The organism is Streptomyces cathayae (genome assembly GCF_029760955.1).
GTDB lineage: Bacteria > Actinomycetota > Actinomycetes > Streptomycetales > Streptomycetaceae > Streptomyces > Streptomyces cathayae.
The window spans coordinates 3,534,622-3,555,661 of sequence record NZ_CP121682.1; the positions used below are offsets into that span (position 1 = coordinate 3,534,622).

At 72.5% G+C, this 21,040-nt stretch carries 20 protein-coding genes; 9 read left to right on the forward strand and 11 right to left on the reverse strand.

What is annotated here, in order from left to right; translation table 11 throughout:
* Nucleotides 1-62 precede the first annotated feature (62 nt).
* Nucleotides 63-1,286, forward strand: a complete 1,224-nt coding sequence (locus tag PYS65_RS15990; RefSeq protein ID WP_387036800.1) for a threonine aldolase family protein — start codon at nt 63-65, stop codon at nt 1,284-1,286.
* Between the two features lie 49 nt (nt 1,287-1,335).
* On the opposite strand, the gene PYS65_RS15995 is transcribed toward PYS65_RS15990, so the two are convergent.
* The 3 genes from PYS65_RS15995 to PYS65_RS16005 form a co-directional block, all read right to left on the reverse strand.
* The gene (locus PYS65_RS15995) at nt 1,336-1,968 is read right to left on the reverse strand and encodes an AAA family ATPase (protein ID WP_279334626.1); all 633 of its coding nucleotides are present in this window, start codon (nt 1,966-1,968) and stop codon (nt 1,336-1,338) included.
* A gap of 31 nt (nt 1,969-1,999) precedes the next feature.
* On the reverse strand, nt 2,000-2,671 hold the full coding sequence (locus PYS65_RS16000; protein ID WP_279334627.1) for a response regulator transcription factor: 672 nt from the start codon (nt 2,669-2,671) through the stop codon (nt 2,000-2,002).
* A gap of 73 nt (nt 2,672-2,744) precedes the next feature.
* Nucleotides 2,745-3,947, reverse strand: coding sequence for a sensor histidine kinase (locus PYS65_RS16005; protein ID WP_279334628.1), 1,203 nt, complete (start codon nt 3,945-3,947; stop codon nt 2,745-2,747).
* Nucleotides 3,948-4,097: 150 nt separating this feature from the next.
* On the opposite strand from PYS65_RS16005, the gene PYS65_RS16010 reads away from it, so the two are divergent.
* The gene (locus PYS65_RS16010) at nt 4,098-5,102 is read left to right on the forward strand and encodes an SAM-dependent methyltransferase (protein ID WP_279334629.1); all 1,005 of its coding nucleotides are present in this window, start codon (nt 4,098-4,100) and stop codon (nt 5,100-5,102) included.
* Nucleotides 5,103-5,194: 92 nt separating this feature from the next.
* Here the strand turns inward: PYS65_RS16010 and PYS65_RS16015 are convergent, their stop codons facing one another.
* Nucleotides 5,195-6,346, reverse strand: a complete 1,152-nt coding sequence (locus PYS65_RS16015; RefSeq protein WP_279334630.1) for an NADH-quinone oxidoreductase subunit D — start codon at nt 6,344-6,346, stop codon at nt 5,195-5,197.
* A gap of 63 nt (nt 6,347-6,409) precedes the next feature.
* Between PYS65_RS16015 and PYS65_RS16020 the strand changes: the two genes are divergently transcribed.
* Together PYS65_RS16020 and PYS65_RS16025 are read left to right on the forward strand one after the other, a co-directional pair.
* Nucleotides 6,410-6,931 (forward strand): PH domain-containing protein, encoded by a 522-nt coding sequence (locus PYS65_RS16020; RefSeq protein WP_279334631.1) that lies wholly within the window; start codon nt 6,410-6,412, stop codon nt 6,929-6,931.
* The gene (locus tag PYS65_RS16025; RefSeq protein WP_279334632.1) at nt 6,928-8,262 is read left to right on the forward strand and encodes a PH domain-containing protein; all 1,335 of its coding nucleotides are present in this window, start codon (nt 6,928-6,930) and stop codon (nt 8,260-8,262) included. Before PYS65_RS16020 ends, PYS65_RS16025 begins: the two co-directional genes overlap by 4 nt.
* A 30-nt stretch (nt 8,263-8,292) precedes the next feature.
* On the opposite strand, the gene PYS65_RS16030 is transcribed toward PYS65_RS16025, so the two are convergent.
* The gene (locus PYS65_RS16030) at nt 8,293-9,675 is read right to left on the reverse strand and encodes a hypothetical protein (RefSeq protein WP_279334633.1); all 1,383 of its coding nucleotides are present in this window, start codon (nt 9,673-9,675) and stop codon (nt 8,293-8,295) included.
* Nucleotides 9,676-10,001: 326 nt separating this feature from the next.
* Between PYS65_RS16030 and folP the strand changes: the two genes are divergently transcribed.
* From folP to PYS65_RS16055, 5 genes are all read left to right on the forward strand, one after another.
* A complete protein-coding gene (folP, locus tag PYS65_RS16035) occupies nt 10,002-10,916 on the forward strand; it encodes a dihydropteroate synthase (protein ID WP_279334634.1) in 915 nt (304 codons plus the stop codon).
* A complete protein-coding gene (locus tag PYS65_RS16040; protein WP_279334635.1) occupies nt 10,913-11,434 on the forward strand; it encodes a nuclear transport factor 2 family protein in 522 nt (173 codons plus the stop codon). The genes folP and PYS65_RS16040 overlap by 4 nt, the downstream gene beginning before the upstream one ends.
* 190 nt (nt 11,435-11,624) lie before the next feature.
* Nucleotides 11,625-11,984, forward strand: a complete 360-nt coding sequence (gene folB, locus PYS65_RS16045) for a dihydroneopterin aldolase (RefSeq protein ID WP_279334636.1) — start codon at nt 11,625-11,627, stop codon at nt 11,982-11,984.
* Complete coding sequence (folK, locus tag PYS65_RS16050; RefSeq protein ID WP_279334637.1) at nt 11,981-12,592, forward strand: 2-amino-4-hydroxy-6-hydroxymethyldihydropteridine diphosphokinase; 612 nt, start codon at nt 11,981-11,983, stop codon at nt 12,590-12,592. The genes folB and folK overlap by 4 nt, the downstream gene beginning before the upstream one ends.
* Nucleotides 12,593-12,645: 53 nt before the next feature.
* Nucleotides 12,646-13,137, forward strand: coding sequence for a DUF3180 domain-containing protein (locus PYS65_RS16055; protein WP_279334638.1), 492 nt, complete (start codon nt 12,646-12,648; stop codon nt 13,135-13,137).
* 71 nt (nt 13,138-13,208) lie between these two features.
* Here the strand turns inward: PYS65_RS16055 and folE are convergent, their stop codons facing one another.
* The 6 genes from folE to dacB all read right to left on the reverse strand — a co-directional run bounded on the left by folE (nt 13,209) and on the right by dacB (nt 20,964).
* Entirely contained in the window at nt 13,209-13,814 is a 606-nt protein-coding gene (folE, locus tag PYS65_RS16060) for a GTP cyclohydrolase I FolE (RefSeq protein WP_279334639.1), read from the reverse strand.
* Nucleotides 13,815-13,950: 136 nt separating this feature from the next.
* Complete coding sequence (ftsH, locus tag PYS65_RS16065; protein ID WP_279334640.1) at nt 13,951-15,990, reverse strand: ATP-dependent zinc metalloprotease FtsH; 2,040 nt, start codon at nt 15,988-15,990, stop codon at nt 13,951-13,953.
* A gap of 188 nt (nt 15,991-16,178) precedes the next feature.
* Nucleotides 16,179-16,739 (reverse strand): hypoxanthine phosphoribosyltransferase, encoded by a 561-nt coding sequence (gene hpt / locus PYS65_RS16070; RefSeq protein ID WP_279334641.1) that lies wholly within the window; start codon nt 16,737-16,739, stop codon nt 16,179-16,181.
* 61 nt (nt 16,740-16,800) lie between these two features.
* Nucleotides 16,801-17,871 carry a tRNA lysidine(34) synthetase TilS gene (tilS, locus tag PYS65_RS16075; protein WP_279334642.1) on the reverse strand — a complete coding sequence of 357 codons (1,071 nt, stop codon included), beginning with the start codon at nt 17,869-17,871 and terminating at the stop codon, nt 16,801-16,803.
* A 257-nt stretch (nt 17,872-18,128) separates the two neighbouring features.
* Nucleotides 18,129-19,286 (reverse strand): zinc-dependent metalloprotease, encoded by a 1,158-nt coding sequence (locus PYS65_RS16080; RefSeq protein ID WP_279334643.1) that lies wholly within the window; start codon nt 19,284-19,286, stop codon nt 18,129-18,131.
* 70 nt (nt 19,287-19,356) lie between these two features.
* Nucleotides 19,357-20,964 (reverse strand): D-alanyl-D-alanine carboxypeptidase/D-alanyl-D-alanine endopeptidase, encoded by a 1,608-nt coding sequence (gene dacB, locus PYS65_RS16085; protein WP_279334644.1) that lies wholly within the window; start codon nt 20,962-20,964, stop codon nt 19,357-19,359.
* Between the last annotated feature and the right edge of the window lie 76 nt (nt 20,965-21,040).

Sequence of the window (21,040 nt, forward strand, 5' to 3'; positions counted from 1 at the left end):
CGCAGAACTCAGAACGCAAACCCTGATGCCCCCGCTCCCCCGCGCGGGGGATGATCCCGGGCATGGGTGATACGGCGGACAACGGCATGGCACCAGCGGAACAGGACGAGCGGCGCACCGGTGGGGAGGGGCACCGCGAGCTCCGCGAACGGCGGGTCGCCGCCTATCGCGCCGCCCCGCGCGTCCTCGCCCGCCCCGGGTTCCTGGGCACGCTCCGGGAACGGCTGGCGCTGCTGGCGGAGGCGGACGGCCGGTACGACCTGGACGAGGCGTCCGACCTGTACGGCGACGGTGTCGTCGAGGCGCTGGAGGAGCGGGTCGCCGGGCTCCTCGGCACCGAGGCGGCCGCGTTCTTCCCGACCGGCACGATGGCCCAGCAGGTGGCGCTGCGCTGCTGGGCGGGCCGTACCGGCAGTCCCGTCGTCGCCCTGCACGGGCTCAGCCACCCCGAGGTCCACGAGCGGAACGCGTTCAGCCGGGTCGCCGGGCTGCGTCCGGTGCGGGTGACGAGCGAGCCCAGGACGCCGACCGCCGCCGAGGTGCGGGACTTCGATGAGCCCTTCGGCGCGCTGATGCTGGAGCTCCCCCTCCGGGACGCCGGTTTCCTGCTGCCCACCTGGGAGGAGCTCACCGAGGTGGTGGCCGCCGCGCGGGAACGCGAGGCCGTGGTGCACTTCGACGGGGCCCGGCTGTGGGAGTGCGTCGTCCACTTCGGCCGGCCGCTGGACGAGATCGCCGGCCTGGCGGACAGCGTCTACGTGTCGTTCTACAAGTCGCTCGACGGCTTCGGCGGCGCGGCCCTCGCCGGTCCCGGGGCGCTGGTGGCGGAGGCGAAGGCCTGGCGGCACCGGTACGGCGGCACCGCCTTCCAGCAGTTCCCGACCGCGCTGTCGGCCCTGATCGGTCTGGAGCGGGAGCTGCCCCGGCTGCCGGAGTACGTCACCCACGCGCGGGTGGTGGCCGCCGCGCTGCGCGAGGGCCTGGCCACGGCCGGGGTGCCGTGGGCCCGCGTCCATCCCGAGGTGCCGCACACCCACGACTTCCAGGTGTGGCTGCCGTACGACGCGGAGACCCTCGCACAGTCGGCGATCCGCACGGCCGAGGAGACGGGGACCATGCTGTTCGCCAACGGCTGGGATCAGCGGGGCCCCGGCCTGGCGCTCACCGAGGTGTACGTGCGGGCGGCCGGCCTGGAGTGGACCCCCGACGACGTGCGGACGGCGGCCGCGGAGTTCGTGAACCGGCTGACGGAGACGGTGCCGACGCCGGGGACGGCCGGAGGGTAGTGCCCGCGGGGCCGGCGGCGCCCGCATCGCCGCGGCGCCGGCGGGAGCCTCAGTCGAAGCGGATGTGCCGGAGCCCGACGCGCGCCTGCCGCAGCCGGGTGCGCAGCGGGCCCTCGTGGTGGGGGCGCAGCTCCAGCCCCGCCAGTACGGCGATGCGGTCCGCCGTCTTCGGCACGGTGGTGCGGTCCGTCCACAAATGCTCGGCGAACTCCGGTCCGGCGAGCCGCTCCAGACAGTGATCGAGCTGCTGCACGGCCCGACTCTCCCGGTGCGGGCCCGCGTTCTTTCCCGCGACGGAGCGCAGCAGGCGTCCGAGGCCGCGTTCGCGCAGCCGCCTCAGCACCGTCTCCCGTTCGGCGAGGAGGGCGAAGTGGTGGACGTCGTGGCCGAGTTCGCGCAGCCGGCCGACCGTCTCGGCGAAGTGGCCGGAGTCCGTGACCGTCATCGGCGCGATCACGACGCCGTCGTGCCGGGTGAGGACGAGGTCGAGGACCTCGACGACGCCCTGCCGCCAGGAGGTCAGCTCCCGGAAGTCTTCCCGCAGTTCGGGCGGCAGCATGCGGCGCAGCCCGAAACCGGCGTGCTCCGGGTCGCAGACGACGCTGCCCGGGAGACGACGGTGTATCTCGTACGCGGTGTGTGTCTTACCGCCCCCGAAAGGGCCGTTGATCCACAGCAGCATGCGCCGACCCTACCGACGCCGGGGCCCCCGGTCAGCCGTTTCCGCCGGCCCGTACCAGTCCCGTCTCGTAGGCGAGGACCACCACCTGCACCCGGTCCCGCAGCCCCAGCTTGGTCAGGATGCGGCCCACGTGCGTCTTCACCGTCGCCTCCGACAGCACCAGCCGGGCCGCGATCTCGCCGTTGGACAGGCCCTGCGCGACCAGCACCATGACCTCCCGCTCCCGCCCGGTGAGCCGCTCCAGCGCCTTGTGCCGGGGCTGCTCGGCGGTGGTCGGCAGCATGGGGGCGAAGCGGTTCAGGAGCCGGCGGGTGGTGGACGGCGCGACCACGGCGTCGCCGCTGTGCACCGCGCGGATCGCGGCGAGCAGTTCGCCGGGGGGCACGTCCTTGAGCATGAAGCCGGAGGCGCCCGCCTTCAGCCCGGAGAAGGCGTACTCGTCGAGGTCGAAGGTGGTCAGGATCAGCACCTTCGGCGGGTCGGTGTCCGCGCAGATCCGGCGGGTCGCCTCCACCCCGTCCAGCTTCGGCATCCGGACGTCCATGAGCACCACGTCGACGGCGGTGGCGCGCAGCACCTGGAGGGCCTCCACACCGTCGCCCGCCTCCGCCACGACCTCCATGTCCGGTTGGGCGTCGAGCACCATCCGGAACCCGGTGCGCAGCAGCACCTGGTCGTCGACGAGCATCACGCGGATCGCCATCGGGTCCTCTTCCAGTCCGGTTCCAGGCCAGTGTCGCAGTGGTCGGCACAGGGCGTGCGCGAGCGTCCGGGTGTCAGGGGCCGGGTTTGAGCGGCAGCAGGACACTGATGCGGAATCCTCCGCCCGGCCGCGGACCCGCGTCCAGGGTGCCGCCGACCATACCGACCCGCTCGCGCATGCCGATCAGACCGTGGCCCTGGCCGTCGAACCCGCCCTCCTCGTACAGCTCGTGCGGGGCGCCCTTGCCGTCGTCCTCCACCAGCAGGCCGAGACCGTCGTCGAAGTACACCAGGCGCACGCTGGCGCCCGTGTCGGGCCCGCCGTGCTTGCGGGTGTTGGTGAGCGCCTCCTGCACGATGCGGTACGCGGTGAGTTCCACACCGCTGGGCAGCGGACGCGGGGTGCCCTCGATCTTGAAGTCCACCGGCAGTCCGGCCTCCCGGCACTGCTCGACGAGGTCCTCGATCTGCTGCGCGTCGGGCTGCGGCACGTACTCGCCGGCCTCCTCGTGCTCGCCGGTGCGCAGCACGCCGAGCAGGCGGCGCATCTCGGCGAGGGCCTGGCGGCCGGTGGAGGAGATGGTCTCCAGGGCCTTCTTCGCCTGGTCGGGCGCGGCGTCGAGGACGTAGGCGGCGCCGTCGGCCTGGACCACCATCACCGACACGTTGTGGGCGACGACGTCGTGCAGTTCACGGGCTATGCGGGCGCGTTCGGCGGCGACCGCGACCTTGGCCTGCGCCTCGCGCTCCTTCTCCAGCCGGGCGGCGCGCTCCTCCAGTTGGGCGAAGTAGGCACGCCGGGTGCGCATGGAGTCGCCGAGCACCCAGGCGAGGGCGAAGGGCACGGTCTGGAAGATCACCATGGCGATGTTGCCCGCCACGCTCACGTCCTCGAACGGCCAGCGCGCCTGCGCCACGGGAGCCGCGCACAGGCCGGCGACCAGCGCCAGCCGGGAGGCCCAGCGGGCGCCGACGGTGGCGACCGTGTAGACGATCACCAGCAGGGCGAAGTCGGCGGGCACCGTCGCCACGTTCAGGATCACCTGGAGCACGCCCAGCACGACGGCCAGGACCAGCATCCGCTCCGGCATCCGGCGGCGCAGCGCGACGACCAGCGACAGCAGCAGCGTGACCGTCACGGCCAGGGCCGTCGGCGGGGTCCCGTGGCCCTCCTCGACGGGTGCTCCGCTGAACAACGAAATCCCGAACAGGACCACGGCCCAGAAGCCGTCCACCCCTGTCGGGTGTCTGCGGAGAAAATCATAGAAGCGCTGCACGTGACCCAGCGTAGGGAAGCAAACTGCGTGCAGGGGTCAACCGGAGGGCCGATCCCCGGTCGGCACGTGTACTCCGCAAGGTGGAGGCCCGGCATATCCGCGCGCTTAACCTGGCTCCGTGACAGCGACGACGAGCGGCGGGGGGCGCCGGTGACGGCGGTGACGGAAGGCGGCTGGCGCGGTTGGGGAGCGGCGGCCCGGGCCGCCCTGTACGGGCCGGACGGCTTCTACCGTCGGCCGGAGGGCCCCGCCGGGCACTTCCGTACGTCGGTGCACGCCTCACCGCTGTTCGCCGGGGCCGTGGCACGGCTGCTGTGCCGGGTCGACGAGGTGCTGGGCCGGCCCGCGGTGCTCGACTTCGTGGACATGGGGGCGGGCCGGGGCGAACTGGTCACGGGCGTCCTCGCCGCGCTGCCCGCCGGGGTGGCGGCGCGCGTGCGGGCGTACGCCGTCGAACTCGCCGGCCGTCCCGGCGGACTCGACCGCGGCATCGAGTGGCGGACCGAGCCCCCGGAAGGGATCACCGGGCTGCTGTTCGCCAACGAGTGGCTGGACAACGTGCCCCTGGAGGTCGCCGAGGTGGACCCGGCGGGCGCCTTGCGCCGGGTGCTGGTGCGGAAGGACGGCACGGAACGGCTCGGGGCGCCGGTCACCGGTCCGGAGGCCGAGTGGCTGGCCCGCTGGTGGCCGCTGCCGGGCGGGGAGGGGCTGCGGGCGGAGATCGGGCTGCCCCGGGACCTGGCGTGGGCGGCGGCGGTCGGGACGCTCGAGCGGGGGCTCGCCGTCGCCGTGGACTACGCGCACTCGGCGGACGCGCGCCCGCCGTTCGGGACCCTCACGGGCTTCCGGGAGGGGCGGGAGACGACGCCCGTGCCGGACGGGTCGTGCGACATCACCGCGCACGTCGCCCTCGACTCCTGCGCGGCGGCCTGCGCGCTCCCCGGTGCCCGCCTGCTCCCTCAGCGGGCGGCCCTGCGCTCCCTGGGCCTCACCGGCGCGCGCCCCCCGCTCACGCTGGCGTCCGCCGACCCCGCCGGCTACGTGCGCGCCCTCGCGGGCGCCTCCCAGGCCGCCGAACTCACCGCGACGGGCGGACTCGGCGACTTCGGGTGGCTGCTGCAGCCCGTGGGCATCCCGGACGTCCTCGCGGACTGACCCCCGCGGGCCGGCACTGTTCTTCGATCACCCGGAGCACCCGAACTGCTCGGATGATCCGGATCACCCGGATCACCCGCCGTTGCCTGTCCCTACTTGTCGATGTCTCCCACCACGAAGAACATCGACCCCAGGATCGCCACCATGTCCGAGACCAGCGTCCCCGGCAGCAGTTCGGTGAGCGCCTGGATGTTGTTGTACGACGCCGAGCGCAGCTTCAGCCGGTACGGCGTCTTCTCGCCCTTGCTGACCAGGTAGTACCCGTTGATGCCGAGCGGGTTTTCGGTCCACGCGTAGGTGTGCCCCTCGGGTGCCTTGAGGACCTTCGGGAGCCGCTGGTTGACCGGTCCCGGCGGCAGGCCGGCGAGCCGGTCGAGACAGGCGTCGGCGAGGTCGAGGGAGTTGTAGGTCTGCTCCAGGAGGCACTCGAAGCGGGCGAGGCAGTCGCCCTCCTCGCGGGTCACGACCTTCAGGACGTCCCCCAGTTCGCCGTAGGCGAGATACGGCTCGTCGCGGCGCAGGTCGAAGTCGACGCCCGAGGCACGGGCGATCGGTCCGCTCACGCCGTACGCGTGCACGACGTCCGCGGAGAGGACGCCCACCCCGCGGGTGCGGCCCCGGAAGATCTCGTTGCCGAGCACCAGGTCGTCGAAGCGGTTCATGCGGGAGCGCACGTCGGCGACCGCGTCGCGCGCGCGGGTGGTCCATCCCGCCGGCAGGTCCTCCTTGAGGCCGCCCACGCGGTTGAACATGTAGTGCATGCGACCGCCGGAGACCTCCTCCATGACGTGCTGGAGCTCCTCGCGCTCGTGGAAGGCGTAGAAGATCGGCGTGATGCCGCCGAGCTCCAGCGGATAGGAACCGAGGAACATCAGGTGGTTGAGCACCCGGTTCAGCTCCGCGAGCAGCGTGCGCAGCCACACCGCGCGCTCGGGGACCTCCATGCCGAGCATCCGCTCCACCCCGAGGACCACGCCCAGCTCGTTGGAGAACGCCGACAGCCAGTCGTGGCGGTTGGCCAGCATGATGATCTGGCGGTAGTCGCGCGCCTCGAACAGCTTCTCCGCGCCCCGGTGCATGTAGCCGATCACGGGCTCCGCGTGGTGGATGAGCTCGCCGTCCAGGACGAGCTTCAGCCGCAGCACGCCGTGCGTGGACGGATGCTGGGGCCCGATGTTGAGCACCATGTCGGTGCTCTCCGCGGCGCCGCCGATGCCGACCGTGGTCTCCGTCGTGGGAGTCATGACCCCAGTCTCCCCCACGTACGCCGGGGCGTACGCACTCCGGGGCCTACGTACGCTGGGGCCATGGAGACGGGCAACCCGCACGACACGGGGACAGCGGTGGAGCCGGTGGGCCCCGGCGACGGACCGCAGTGGATCGCGCTGCCGCCAGGGCTGTTGAAGCTGCGCCGGCTGATGCTCGTGGTGTGGCTGGGGCTGCTCGCCCTGGCCGCCGGGCTGGTCCCGGGCCTGCTGGCCGGGCCCGTCTGGGCCGGCTTCGCCGTGCTGCCGCTGGCCGTGCTGGCCTGGGGCTGGGTGATGCTGGAGCGCAACTGGCGCTCCTGGCGGTACGCCGAGCGCGCCGACGACCTGCTGATCAGCCGGGGCGTCCTGTGGCGCCAGGAGACGATCGTGCCGTACGGGCGGATGCAGCTGGTCGAGGTCACCTCCGGTCCCGTCGAACGGCACTTCGGGCTGGCCAGCGTGCAGCTGCACACGGCGGCCGCGGCGACCGACGCCACCATCCCCGGCCTCGACCCGGCCGAGGCCGAACGGCTGCGCGACCGGCTCACGGAGCTGGGCGAGGCCCGATCGGCGGGGCTGTGACGGCCCCGGAGGTCCACGAGGACGTACGCGAGCGGCGCCCGGTGACCGAGCGCCGGCTGCACCCCGTCACGCCGCTCAGGCGGGCGTGGGCGCCCATAGCGGTCGTCATCGGGTGGGCGCTGCACGATCCGGACCAGGCGCAGCGTCAGCTGACCCGGCTGACCACGACGACCCTGCTGATCGGTCTCGGCGTCCTCATCCCGGCCGCCGCCCTCTACGGCTTCCTGACCTGGTGGTTCACCCATTTCGCGGTGACCGACAGCGAACTGCGCATCCGCACCGGGCTGTTGTTCCGCCGCACCGTCCACATCCGGCTGGAGCGGATCCAGGCCATCGACGTCACCCAGCCGCTGCTCGCCCGGGTCGCGGGCGTGTCGAAACTCAGACTCGACGTCATCGGCACCGACAAGAAGGACGAGCTGGCCTTCCTGGGTGCCGACCACGCCCGCGCGCTGCGCGCCGAACTGCTCGCGCGGGCGGCGGGTTTCGCCCCCGAGACGGCGCACGAGGTCGGCGAGGCGCCGTCCCGGCAGCTGCTGCGCGTGCCGCCCGGTGTCCTCGCCCTCTCCCTCGTGCTGACCGGCGGGACCTGGGTCTGGCTGATCGCCGCCCTCCTCGTGGTGCCGCCGCTGTGGATGGCCACCCACAACCTGTGGACGCTCCTCGCCGCCGCCGTACCGCTGTTCGGCGCGGCGGGCGCGAGCAGCGTCGGCCGGTTCGTCACCGAGTACGACTGGACCCTGGGCGAGTCGCCCGACGGACTGCGGATCGACCACGGGCTGCTGGACCGGGCGCACGAGACGGTGCCGCCGGGGCGGGTGCAGACCGTGCGGATCGTGGAGCCGCTGCTGTGGCGGCGCCGGGGCTGGGTGCGGGTCGAACTCGACGTGGCCGGCTCGTCCAACTCCCTGCTGCTGCCGGTCGCTCCGCGCGAGATCGCCGAGTCCGTCGTCGCGCGCGTGCTCCCCGGCGTCCGCGTGCCGTCGCACGCGGAACTGTCCCGGCCGCCGCGGCGCGCCCGGTGGTGTATGCCGGTGTGGTGGCGCGGCTACGGGCTCGCCGTCACCGACACCGTGTTCGCCGCGCGGCACGGTCTGCTGAGCCGGACCGTCGCCCTGGTCCCGCACGCCAAGGTGCAGAGCGTACGGCTGACCCAGGGGCCCTGGGAGCGCGCCCGGGGCGTCGCGGACGTCCATGTGGACACCGGGGCCGACAAGTCCGTGACGGCCCGGCTGCGGGACGCCGACGAGGCGGCGGAGCTGCTGCGGGCCCAGGCGGAACGTTCCCGGACCGGCCGCAGGGACGCCCGCCCGGACCGCTGGATGGCCTGACCCCAGAACCCCAGAAACGCGTGCGGTGCCTCAGGAGACCGCGCTGCGCAGTCCCTTGGTGCCGGCCGCGTCGGCTGTGCCGACTGTGCCGGCCGTACCGTGCGGGTCGGCGGTGGCGTCCGGGCCGGTCTCTTCCGGCTCGTCGTGCGCGGTCAGGTCGATGACCCGGCCGACGGTCCGCGCGTCCTCGCCGGACGGCTCGGACTCGGTATCGGTCTCGGCATCGGCCTCGGTCTCGTGCAGAGCCAGGGCCTCCTGTCCGACGACATCGGCGAGGTCCTCGCCCTGGACGCCCTCCCGGCCGGGCTCCTCCTCCTTCTGCGTACCGAAGAAGTCGAACCCTCCGTCGGTCACCGGACGCCGGACGGGCTCCGTCGGCGGTACGACCGCGACCGCGGTCGGCACGGTGAAGTGCCCGGGGGGCCGCACCGAGCGGCCGGACGGGGCCGGCGGGGCCGACTGCTCGGGCCGGGACGGCTCCTCGGGCGCGGTGCCGGTGGTGATGTCGGTGCCGGTAGCGGTGCCGGTGCCCGGGTCGGAGGAGGCCGCGCGCCCGTGCTCGCCGACCGCTCCCGGCTGCCCCTCCGTCCCGTCCTCCTGCGGCTGCTGCGGCTTCCGCTTCTTCGCGGGCTCGGGGCCGTCGTCCTCGGGGGAGTCGTCCTCGGAGGCGTGGTTCTTCGCGGCGTCGTTCTCGGGAGTGCCGTGGTGCTTGTCCTGCGCACCGTCGCCGAGCCGGTCCAGCGCCGCCTCGGCCCGCAGGAACAGCTCGGAACCCTCGGGTGAGAAGACCGAGGGAACCGTCGGCTCCGCCCCGACCGCTTCCGCCCCGGTCGTTTCCTCCACCGGGGCCCCGCCCCCGGTTCCGTCCTCGCTCCTGGCCGCCGGCACGGACGCCGTCCCGGCGGTCTCGTCACCGGACCGCGCCGAAGGCCCGGCCGGCAGCGCGCGGGCCGGGACCGCCGCCTCTATCTCGAGCACCCGGCGCTCCTCCAGCACGCTCGCCCGCCCGGTCTCCGCGGCGGCGTACCGCCGGAGCAGTGCCGCGTGCTCGGTGCGCAGTCCGGTCAGCTCCGTGCGCTTGGCGCGCATCCGCTGCTCCAGCTTGACCCGCAGTTCGCGCGACTCCTCGAGCTCGGCCTCCAGTTCGGCGACCCGCTCCTCGAACCGCCACTCGTCACCGGCCCGCGCGCGCGTGAGGTCGGCGACCTGCTTGCCGGCCAGGGTGTCCCAGTGCCGCATGACGACCGCACCGGTGATCGCCGTGGCCGCCGCGACGGCGGCCAGCAGGCGAAGCGTCGTCGGTTGTGTGAACACCCAGGGCCCCAGGGCGCAGACGAGGGAGACGCCTGCGATCGCCGACGGGGGCAGCATCCTGTGCAGGGGCGGGGAATGACGGTGACGTCCACGTGGCATGGCCAGAAACTTACCGCGCGTAGGCGAATGATGGGGCCCCGCCCCGTGAAAACAAAGCCACACCGGGGCTTTCACAGGACGTCAGGGAACTTCGCCGAACCGTGAATAGACCCGGCACGCGAATATGCAAGATCATTTTGCGGCGAGGGGCGGGTTACCGCTTTCCGGGAAGACCGACGAGATCCGCCGGGGAAATACCGGACGGGGGCACGGACCCCGCTCCCTTCCGGGCTTTCCGGGTCTTTTGGACCGTCCAGATCTTCCGGACCGTCCGGGTCCCCAGGGTCCGGGTCTCCCGGGCCACGCCCGGGGCATACGCTGAACATATGAGCAGCAGCAGCGGACAGCTCCACGTCGCGGGCCTTCCCCACTGGGACCGCTGCGCGGTCATGGGCGTGGTGAACGTGACCCCCGACTCCTTCTCCGACGGTGGCCGCTGGTTCGACACGACGACCGCCGTCAAGCGCGGCCTCGACCTGGTCGCCCAGGGCGCCGACCTGATAGACGTCGGCGGCGAGTCCACCCGCCCCGGCGCCACCCGCGTCGACGAGGCCGAGGAGCTCAAGCGCGTCATCCCCGTGATCCGCGGTCTCGCCTCCGAGGGCGTCACGATCTCCGTCGACACCATGCGCGCCTCGGTCGCCGAGCAGTCCCTCGTGGCCGGCGCCGCGCTCGTCAACGACGTGAGCGGCGGTCTCGCCGACCCCGACATGCTCCGCGTCGTCGCCGCCTCCGGCGCCCCCTTCGTCGTCATGCACTGGCGCGGCCTGCTGGAGGGCGGCAACGTCAAGGGCGCGTACGACGACATCGTCACCGAGGTCGTCGACGAGCTCCACGCGCGTGTGGCGGCGGTGCTGGAGAGCGGCGTCGCGGCCGACCGCGTGATCGTCGACCCCGGACTCGGCTTCTCCAAGAACACCGACCACGACCTCGCCCTCCTCGCCCGGCTCGACCGCCTGCGGGCACTCGGCCACCCGCTGCTCGTGGCCGCGTCCCGCAAGCGGTTCCTCGGCCGGGTCCTGGCCGGACCCGGCGGCACGCCCCCGCCCGCCCGGGAACGGGACGCGGCCACCGCCGCCGTCTCCGCCCTCGCCGCACAGGGCGGCGCCTGGGCGGTCCGCGTGCACGAGGTGCGCGCCACCGCGGACGCCGTACGGGTCGTACGCGCCGTCGAACAGGCGCGCACCCCGGACGGCACGCGCTCCGAACCCGCCCCGCACGGTGCGGAAGGAGCCCGGTGAGCGCGCCTCACACCGACGTCGAGCAGGTCGAGGCCACCAACGCCGCCTTCTACGAGGCACTCGAGCAGGGTGACTTCGAGGAGGTGGCGTCGCTCTGGCTCACCCCGGCCGACCTGGGCGTCGACGAGACCTACCACGACCCGGCGGACGCCGGGGTGGTCTCCTGCGTGCACCCCGGCTGGCCGGTGCTCACCGGCCGCGGCGAGGTGCTCCGGTCGTACGCCCTGATCATGGCGAACACCGACTACATCCAGTTCTTCCTCACCGACGTGCACGTCTCCGTCACCGGCGACACCGCCCTGGTGACCTGCACCGAGAACATCCTCAGCGGCGGTCCCGCGCCGAAGGCGGGCGAGGAGCTCGGCCCCCTGGTCGGCCAGCTGGTCGTCGCCACCAACATCTACCGGCGCACCCCGGCGGGCTGGAAGCTCTGGTCCCACCACGCCTCCCCCGTCCTCGCCGAGAACGGCGAGGACGAGCCCCCCGCCTCCCCCGACGACACCGACACCCCCACCTGAGACCCGCCCGGGGGGAAACGCGGGGTGAATCCTCCCGTGCCGGTCCGGACCGACGCCCCCTCGGGGCCGGTGCTGTCGGTGCCCGCGGGTAGATTCGACCGCGGCAACCGAGGCAGGGGTGCCACCCGGACGGCACCGACCGGCCGGACGGCTGACCGACCAGTTGAACGACTGACAGGAGTGGATTCGTGTGGATCGTGTCGCGCTGCACGGCCTGAAGGCCCGTGGACACCACGGGGTGTTCCCCAAGGAACGCGAGGAGGGCCAGACCTTCGTCGTCGACCTCGTCCTCGGCCTGGACACCCGGCCGGCCGCGACCGACGACGACCTGACGCGGACCGTGCACTACGGAATCGTGGCGGAGGAGGTCGTGGCGGTCGTCGAGGGCGAACCGGTGAACCTCATCGAGACGCTCGCCGAGCGCATCGCCCGGGTCTGCCTCGAGCACGCCGTGGTCCAGGAGGTCGAGGTCCGCGTCCACAAGCCGGACGCGCCGATCACCGTACCCTTCGACGACGTGACCGTCACCATCACCCGGAGCCGCGTATGACCAGGCCTTCCGCCCAGGGCCACACCGACCCGACCGTTCAGCCGGTCCCCGCCTCCGTGACGGAGCGGGTCGACGCCGCCGACAGCACCCTGCAGAACCCGAAGCGGGCCGTGGTCGCCCTCGGCGCCAACCTCGGCAACCGGCTGGAGACCCTCCAAGGGGCCGTCGACGCCCTGGAGGACACCCCGGGCATCCGTGTCAGAGCGGTGTCCCCCGTGTACGAGACGGAGCCGTGGGGCGTCGAGCCCGGCAGCCAGCCCTCGTACTTCAACGCGGTGGTGGTCCTGCAGACCACCCTCCCCCCGTCCTCCCTGCTGGAGCGGGCGCACGCGGTCGAGGAGGCCTTCCACCGGGTCCGCGACGAGCGCTGGGGCCCGCGCACCCTGGACGTGGACATCGTCGCCTACGCGGACCTCCTGTCCGACGACCCGCGGCTGACCCTTCCCCATCCCCGCGCCCACGAGCGCGCCTTCGTCCTGGCCCCCTGGCACGACGTCGACCCCGAGGCCGTTCTCCCCGGACGCGGCCCGGTCGCCGCCCTGCTGGGCGCGGTCGGCCGAGAAGGCGTCCTGTCCCGGGCCGACCTGGAACTCCGGCTGCCCGAATAGCCGTTAAGGTCGACACGACCGCATTCCGGGGCACCGGGAACCGAAGGGACACCGTGAGAGAGCTGCGCATCAGGGTGCTGGCCGGCGTCTTCGTCGTGGCCGGGATCCTGTCCTGGGCCGTCGCCCGCCTCTGGAACTCCCTCGGCACGCTGCCGAGCGTCCCGGTGGCCGCGCCCATCGTCCTCGCCCTGATCGCCGTGGTCCTCACGGCCACGGCGCTCTCTCTCCGCGCCCGCCTCAAGGCCCAGCGCGAGCGCCGTCCCGAAGCCAAGGGCGTCGACCCCATGATGGCGGCCCGCGCGGTCGTCTTCGGCCAGGCCAGCGCCCTGGTCGCCGCCCTGGTCGCCGGGATGTACGGCGGCACCGGCGTCTTCCTCCTGGGAGCCCTCGACATTCCGGCCCGCCGCGACCAGGCCATCTACGCCGGCGCCTCGGTCCTGGCGGGGATCGCCGTCATAGCGGCCGCCATCTTCCTGGAGCGGGTCTGCAAGCTCCCGGAGGACGACGACGACCACAACGGCAGGGGCACGGCCCCGGCGGCCTGAGACGCGTTCCGGAGAACGGCCCCGGCCCCCCAGGGGGCCGGGGCCGTTCCCGCGCGGGCGCCCCGCCCCGGTCAGCGCGCCATGATCAGGCTCATCGCCTCGTTGCGCGTCGCCGCGTCCCGCAGCTGGCCGCGCACGGCCGAGGTGAGGGTCTTCGCGCCGGGCTTGCGGATGCCCCGCATCGACATGCACATGTGCTCGCACTCCACGACCACGATCACTCCGCGCGGCTCCAGGATCTTCATCAGGGAGTCCGCGATCTGAGTGGTGAGCCGTTCCTGCACCTGCGGCCGCCGGGCGTAGACGTCCACGAGCCGGGCCAGCTTCGACAACCCCGTGATCTTGCCGCTGGTGGCCGGGATGTAGCCGACGTGGGCCACACCGCGGAACGGCACCAGATGGTGCTCACACGTCGAGTACACCTCGATGTCCTTCACGAGCACCATCTCGTCGTGCCCGAGGTCGAACGTGGTCGTCAGCACGTCCTCGGGCTTCTGCCACAGGCCGGCGAATATCTCCTTGTACGCCCGTGCCACCCGAGCCGGGGTCTCCTGCAGCCCCTCCCGGTCGGGGTCCTCACCGACCGCGATCAGCAGCTCGCGTACGGCGTTCTCGGCTCGCTTCTCGTCGAACTCGCCGAAGGTGAAATCGCCGTCCAGCGTCACGGGGTCGGTCATGTGGTGCCTCGTTCCTGTGCCTGCGCGCGTCAGGGGTACGCGTCTCGACTGCGGATACACAAAAGCCGCGCCCCCCAGGCTAGAACCTGGGGGGCGCGGCGTTCATTCCGGGCCCGGGGGCCGCCGGGAGAGCCGGTCAGCTCTCGGGGCGGTCCTCCGGGGTCCGCTCGGGCGCCGGCGCGGGTTCCGCGGCGGTGCTCTTCACGGTGGAGATGGCCGGCGTCACGCCGTTCGCCCCGTTCGTCAGTGCCAGCTCCTTGGGGGAGAGCACCGGCGGACGGGTGGACGGCGTACGGCGGGAGGAACCGGTCCAGGCGGGCCGGGGCGGGCGCTTGACGATCGGCGCGAAGATCTCGGCGATCTCCTCCTTGCCCAGCGTCTCCCGCTCCAGGAGCGCGAGGACCAGGTTGTCGAGCACGTCCCGGTTCTCGACCAGCATCTCCCACGCCTCGTTGTGCGCGGTCTCGATGAGCTTCTTGACCTCTTCGTCGACCAGCGCGGCGATCTCTTCCGAGTAGTCGCGCTGGTGAGCCATCTCACGTCCGAGGAACGGCTCGGAGTTGTCTCCGCCGAACTTGATCGCGCCGAGACGCTCGGTCATGCCGTACTGCGTGACCATCGCGCGGGCCAGACCGGTGGCCTTCTCGATGTCGTTGGCCGCACCGGTCGTCGGGTCGTGGAAGACGAGCTCCTCGGCCGCCCGGCCGCCCAGCATGTAGGCCAGCTGGTCCAGCATCTCGTTGCGCGTGGTCGAGTACTTGTCCTCGTCCGGCAGCACCATCGTGTAGCCGAGGGCACGGCCCCTCGACAGGATCGTGATCTTGTGGACGGGGTCGGCGTTCGGGGAGGCCGCCGCGACCAGGGCGTGTCCGCCCTCGTGGTACGCGGTGATCTTCTTCTCCTTGTCCGACATGATCCGGCTCCGCTTCTGCGGGCCCGCGACCACACGGTCGATCGCCTCGTCCAGCATGTGGTTGTCGACCAGCTTCTGATCGCTGCGCGCGGTCAGCAGCGCGGCCTCGTTCAGCACGTTGGCCAGGTCGGCACCGGTCATGCCGGGGGTGCGCCGGGCGACGGCCGCCAGGTCGACGTCCGGGGCGACCGGCTTGCCCTTCTGGTGGACCTTGAGGATCTCCAGCCGGCCCTGCATGTCCGGGCGGTCGACCGCGATCTGGCGGTCGAAACGGCCGGGCCGCAGAAGGGCCGGGTCGAGGATGTCGGGCCGGTTCGTCGCGGCGATGAGGATCACACCGCCCTTGACGTCGAAGCCGTCCATCTCGACGAGGAGCTGGTTCAGGGTCTGCTCGCGCTCGTCGTGACCACCGCCGAGGCCGGCGCCGCGGTGGCGGCCGACCGCGTCGATCTCGTCGACGAAGACGATCGCCGGGGCGTTGGCCTTGGCCTGCTCGAACAGGTCACGGACCCGGGAGGCACCGACACCGACGAACATCTCGACGAAGTCGGAACCGGAGATCGAGTAGAAGGGGACCCCGGCCTCGCCCGCGACGGCACGCGCGAGCAGGGTCTTGCCGGTTCCGGGCGGGCCGTACAGCAGCACGCCCTTGGGGATCTTCGCCCCGACGGCCTGGAACTTCGCCGGCTCCTGCAGGAACTCCTTGATCTCGTGGAGTTCCTCGACCGCCTCGTCCGAGCCCGCGACGTCGGCGAACGTCGTCTTCGGGGTGTCCTTGGTGATGAGCTTCGCCTTGGACTTGCCGAACTGCATGACGCGGGAGCCGCCGCCCTGCATCTGGTTCATCAGGAACAGGAAGACCACGACGATGAGGACGAAGGGCAGCAGCGACAGCAGAATGCTGACGAACGGGTTCTGCTTGGACGGCGAAACCGTGTAGCCGTCCGGGATCTGCTTGTTCTGGTACTTGTCCTGCAGCGTGTTGGCGATGGTGACGCCCTGGTCACCGATGTAGCTCGCCTGGATCTTCGAGCTGTCCTCGATCTTCTCACCGGACTTGAGCTCGACCTTGATGATCTGCTCGTCGCCGGTGGTCAGCTTGGCCGACTCGACTTTGTTCTGGTTGATCGCCTGGACCACCTGGCCGGTGTCCACCGTCTTGTAGCCGCCGGACGAGCCGACGACCTGCATCAACACGACCACGGCGAGGACGGCCAGCACGATCCACATGACCGGCCCACGGAAGTATCGCTTCACGTCCATCCATACGGAGCGGTGCCGCCCCGTCCCTCCTGCCATAGTGAGTTTGATAAAGACTGTTCTTCGGACGGTACCCCAGCATCACCCGCCGAAGCGGCGTGAGACTGCCGACAATCGCGTCCACGCATGCTCCAACGGAGCGGAACCCGCCGGGGTTCCCGATCTGCATACGGCGTTCCGGGCCGGGTGACTCAGCCGCCGTAGACGTGAGGCGCGAGCGTACCGACGAACGGGAGGTTGCGGTACTTCTCGGCGTAGTCGAGGCCGTATCCGACGACGAACTCGTTGGGAATGTCGAAACCGACCCATTCCACGTCGATGTTGACCTTGGCGGCCTCGGGCTTGCGCAGCAGCGTGCACACCTTGAGGGAGGCGGGCTCGCGCGAGCCGAGGTTCGAGATCAGCCACGACAGGGTCAGGCCGGAGTCGATGATGTCCTCGACGACCAGGACGTGCTTGCCCTTGATGTCGGTGTCGAGGTCCTTGAGGATCCGCACCACACCGGAGGACTGGGTGCCCGCCCCGTACGAGGATACGGCCATCCAGTCCATGGTGACGGGGGTGGACAGCGCTCGGGCGAGGTCGGCCATGACCATCACGGCGCCCTTGAGAACTCCGACGATCAGCAGTTCCTTGCCCGCGTACTCCGCGTCGATCTTCGCGGCCAGCTCAGCCAGCTTGGCGTCGATCTCTTCCTTGCTGATGAGCACCTTCTCGAGGTCGGCACCCATGTCTTTCGCGTCCACCCGCATCACTTTCGGTCGTCCCAGCGGCTGTCCCGTACCGTCCGCGGCGTTGCCGGGGGTACGTTTTTCAGCCTTGCCGAATCACCAGTCTGCCACCCTGGCGGCGGGCGACGACCCGGCCGGGCAGATTGATGGCCCCCTGACCGCGCCAACCGGTGATCAGCCGGTCGACCTCCTCGATGTGCCGGGCGAACAGCGAACCGGCCGGGGCTCCCGCGTCGATGGCGGCCCGGCGCAGCACACGGCGGCGCACGGCGGGCGGGAGGGCGTGGAGCCCGGCGCATTCCAGGCGGCCGTCCGCGTCGCGGACGCCGGCCTCGGCCCGGCCGGCCCAGGCGTCGAGTGCGTCGGCGTCGTCGCGGGAGAGCTGGGCCGTCCGGGCGAGCGCCTCGACGACGCCCTTGCCGAGCGCCTTCTCCAGGGCGGGCAGGCCCTCGTGACGCAGTCGGGAACGGGTGTAGGCGGGGTCGGTGTTGTGCGGGTCGTCCCAGACGGGGAGAGACTGGGCCAGGCAGGCCGTGCGGGCCGTCTGCCGGTCGAGCCGGAGGAACGGCCTGCGGTAACGGCCGGCGGCCCCCGAGACCGCGGCCATTCCTGACAGGGAACGGATGCCGGAGCCGCGGGCGAGGCCCAGCAGGACGGTTTCCGCCTGGTCGTCGCGGGTGTGTCCGAGCAGGACGGCGGCGGCCCCGTGCCGTTCGGCCGCGGCGTCGAGGGCGGCGTAGCGGGCGTCGCGGGCGGCCGCCTCGGGTCCGCCTTCGCGGCCGACGGTGACGGCGACGGACTCGGCGGGTGCGAGGCCCAGTTCGCGCAGGCGCAGGATCACTTCGGCGGCGCGCAGATCGGAGCCGGCCTGGAGGCCGTGGTCGACGGTGACGCCGCCGGCCCGCAGGCCCAGCCGCGGGGCCTCGAAGGCGAGGGCGGAGGCGAGGGCCATGGAGTCGGCGCCGCCGGAGCAGGCCACGAGCACGAGGGGGGACGGCTCTCGGTTGTACGGGGGGGCGTACGCGGGGTCGTGCGGGGACCGGCCGGGGGTGCGGCCGGTTTCGTCGGGGGTTCGGCTGTGTTCGTCGAGGATGTCGTGGAGGACGCGGCGGACCGCCAGGCGTATCGCCGCGACCGCAGGATGGGGACCCATGTCCGGTTCCCTTCATGAAGTTGTCAGAGGGCGTGGGCTCGAGTCGGTCACTCAGAGTGTGTAGATGGTGACAGAGTCGGGCCGTTACCCGAGCATTGCACGCCTACTCTTCGCTCACGGTCCCTCGGACGGGTGATTACCGGGTCATCCGCCTGCCGTCGGCCGGATCGGCTCCCTGGCGGACGCGCGCCGACTGCACGAGGAGGGACGCGCGCCTGCCTCGCGCCGGGCGCGCGCCGGGTCCACGACCGCCGGGTTCACGATTCGGGTTTGCGGTGCACGCGCGTGATCCATTCCGCCGGTTTGGCGATCTCCGCCTTGGTGGGGAGCGTGTTGGGCGAGGTCCACACCCGGTTGAAGCCGTCCATGCCGGCCTCGTCGACGACCGCGCGGACGAAGCGTTCGCCGTCGCGGTACTGACGGAGCTTGGCGTCCAGGCCGAGCAGTTTGCGCAGCGCCAGGTCCAGGCGGGAGGCGCCCTTCGCACGGCGCTGCTGGAACTTCTCGCGGATCTCGGCGACGCTCGGCACGACCTCGGGTCCGACGCCGTCCATCACGAAGTCGGCGTGCCCCTCCAGCAGGGACATCACCGCCGTGAGGCGGCCGAGGATCTCCCGCTGGGCGGGGGTCTGCACGAGTTCGACCAGGGAGCGTCCCTCGTCGGCCGCCTCGCCCTCCTCCCCCTCGGGGCGGCCTCCGGCGAAGGACTGGACGGCCTGGCGGACGCGCTCCAGAACGGTCATCGGGTCGACGTCGGTCTCCGCCAGGAACGACTGGATCTCGCCCTCCAGGTGGTCCCGCAGCCAGGGCACGGCGGAGAACTGGGTGCGGTGCGTCTCCTCGTGCAGGCACACCCACAGCCGGAAGTCGTGCGGGTGCACGTCGAGTTCGCGTTCGACGTGGACGATGTTGGGGGCGACGAGCAGCAGCCGGCCGCCGCCGTTCGGGGCGTCGGCGGGGCCGCCGGCCGGCAGGTCGCGGGTGGCGGGGGCGAAGGTCTCGTACTGGCCGAGGACGCGTGAGGCCAGGAAGGACAGCAGCATGCCCAGTTCGACGCCGGTGACCTTGCCGCCGACGGTGCCGAGGAGCGCCCCGCCGGGGGAACCGCCGCGCCGTTCCTGCATCTTGTCGAGCAGCGGTTTGAGGAGTTCGCGGAAACCGGCGACGTTGGCCCGCACCCAGCCCGGGCGGTCGACGACGAGGACCGGGGTGTCGTGGATCTCCTCGGTGCCCAGCCGGGTGAAGCCCCGGACGTGCTCCTCGGACGCCTTCGCGTGCCGGCGCAGTTCCGTGACGACGGCCCTGGCGTCGTCACGGCTCACATCGGGGCCCGGCCGCATGAGCCGGGTCGCGGTCGCGACCGCGAGATCCCAGTCGACCATCCCGGAAGAGGCAGCACCACCGAAACTCGTCATGGTGCAACGGTACGTGAGTACGGCGGTGCGGGGCAGGGCGAAGAGGCGGCCGTCCCGGCCGCCCCGCGGGTCACCGGCAGCCGCACGCCGCCAGGGCCGTGGCCGCCCTGTCCAGGGCCGTCTGGGCCGCCGTGGGGTCGCTGGTGCCGGTCGCCAGGAAGGCGAAGGCGAGCAGTCGGCCCTCCTCGTCGACGACGGTGCCCGCCAGGGTGTTGACGCCGGTGAGGGTGCCCGTCTTGGCGCGGACGAGGCCGGCCGCCCCGTCGGCGTAGCGGCCGGTGAGGGTGCCGGTGAAGCCCGCGACGGGCAGGCCGGTGAGGACGGACCGCAGCTCGGGGCGGGCGGGGTCGGCGGACTTCACCAGCAGCGCGGTGAGGAGGCGGGCGGTGAGCCGGTTGTTGCGGTCGAGCCCGCTGCCGTCCTTGAGCACGGTCCCCTCCAGGGGGACCCGGAGCTCGGCGAGCCGGGTGCGGAGGGCGGCCGCGGCGCCCGCGAAGTCGGCGCGTTCGCCGGTCGCGATCGCGGTATGGCGGGCGAGGGCCTCGGCGAGGTCGTTGTCGCTGTTGGTGAGCATCCGTTCGACCAGGGTGGCGAGCGGAGGAGAGGACACCGTGGCGAGGGTGCCGGCCCGGGTCGTGGACTTCGACGGGCCGGGCGGTGTGGCCTTGACGCCGTGCGCCTTCAGGAACTCGCCGAACTTCCGCGCCGCGTCGGCCGCGGGGTCGGCGACGCGGTTCGCGGGGCCGCTGACGGAGTCGTCGACCCGGGCCTCGTCGGCCATCAGGGGGGTGACGGTGGCGATGTTGGGGTTGATTCCGATCGGGTGCCTGTCGCCGCCCGGGTAGAGGGTGGTGTCGTAGGACAGGGTCACCTCGCGTACGCCGCGTTCGGCCAGGGCGGCGGCGGTCCGCCCGGCGAGGTCGCGCAGGCTCGCCGAGCCCGTGTCGTTCTTCTCCCGGGCGGTGAGGGTGGGGTCGCCGCCGCCGACGAGGATGACCTCCTTCGTGTCGGGTTCGAAGGTGGTGCGGGTGGTCAGGCGGTGGTCGGGGCCCAGCGCGGTGAGGACCGCGGCGGCGGTGACGATCTTCGTGGTGGAGGCGGGGGTGAGCGCGTCGCCGGAGCCCTGGGCGTACAGCTCTCCGCCGGTGGAGACGTCGACCACGACGGCGGAGTGACGGCCCAGCTCCGGGGCCTTCAGCAGCGGGGTGAGGATGCCGGCGAGGGCCTTGCCGCCGGGCGCCGACCGCGCGGTGGCGGCGCCGCCGAGACCGGCGAGCACGGAGGGGGCGCTGGGCGCCGCCCGGGGGCCGCGCGGCGGCGTGCCGGCGTTGCCGCGGGTGCCACCGTGATCTGTGCCACGCACGGCCCCCAGGGCCACGGCCCGGTCCCGCTCGGCCGTACGCTGACCGGTGGAGTCCCAGGGACCCGCGGCGGTCACCGCACCGGCGGCCAGTGCCATCCCGGTGGCGGCCGCGACCACGGTGAACCGCCAGGTCTTCGGCCAGGTGCCCGGCCAGGCCACCGGCCGCGCGATCCGTGGCCCGGCGGCCGTGACGACACGCGCCAGACGCGGCCGTACGGTCGCCGCGACCCGTGCGAGACGCGGTCGTACGGCGTCCGCGACCCGCACGACATGCGGTCTCGCGGCCCGCCAAGGCCTCAGCTCTGGCACGACCACCAGCCCCTTTCGCGATCACACACCTGCGTGAGGGACACTTAATCACCAGAACTATGTGCTGATCATGGAGGAGCGT

What these genes read in the sequence shown, in the direction of transcription:
- PYS65_RS16020 (WP_279334631.1), top strand. Translation starts at nt 6,410, where the DNA reads ATGGAGACGGGCAACCCGCACGACACGGGGACAGCGGTGGAGCCGGTG.
- folP (WP_279334634.1), top strand. Translation starts at nt 10,002, where the DNA reads ATGAGCAGCAGCAGCGGACAGCTCCACGTCGCGGGCCTTCCCCACTGG.
- ftsH (WP_279334640.1), bottom strand. Translation starts at nt 15,990, where the DNA reads ATGGACGTGAAGCGATACTTCCGTGGGCCGGTCATGTGGATCGTGCTG.
- PYS65_RS15995 (WP_279334626.1), bottom strand. Translation starts at nt 1,968, where the DNA reads ATGCTGCTGTGGATCAACGGCCCTTTCGGGGGCGGTAAGACACACACC.
- PYS65_RS16030 (WP_279334633.1), bottom strand. Translation starts at nt 9,675, where the DNA reads ATGCCACGTGGACGTCACCGTCATTCCCCGCCCCTGCACAGGATGCTG.
- PYS65_RS15990 (WP_387036800.1), top strand. Translation starts at nt 63, where the DNA reads ATGGGTGATACGGCGGACAACGGCATGGCACCAGCGGAACAGGACGAG.
- folK (WP_279334637.1), top strand. Translation starts at nt 11,981, where the DNA reads ATGACCAGGCCTTCCGCCCAGGGCCACACCGACCCGACCGTTCAGCCG.
- hpt (WP_279334641.1), bottom strand. Translation starts at nt 16,739, where the DNA reads ATGCGGGTGGACGCGAAAGACATGGGTGCCGACCTCGAGAAGGTGCTC.
- folE (WP_279334639.1), bottom strand. Translation starts at nt 13,814, where the DNA reads ATGACCGACCCCGTGACGCTGGACGGCGATTTCACCTTCGGCGAGTTC.
- tilS (WP_279334642.1), bottom strand. Translation starts at nt 17,871, where the DNA reads ATGGGTCCCCATCCTGCGGTCGCGGCGATACGCCTGGCGGTCCGCCGC.
- PYS65_RS16015 (WP_279334630.1), bottom strand. Translation starts at nt 6,346, where the DNA reads ATGACTCCCACGACGGAGACCACGGTCGGCATCGGCGGCGCCGCGGAG.
- PYS65_RS16080 (WP_279334643.1), bottom strand. Translation starts at nt 19,286, where the DNA reads ATGACGAGTTTCGGTGGTGCTGCCTCTTCCGGGATGGTCGACTGGGAT.
- PYS65_RS16000 (WP_279334627.1), bottom strand. Translation starts at nt 2,671, where the DNA reads ATGGCGATCCGCGTGATGCTCGTCGACGACCAGGTGCTGCTGCGCACC.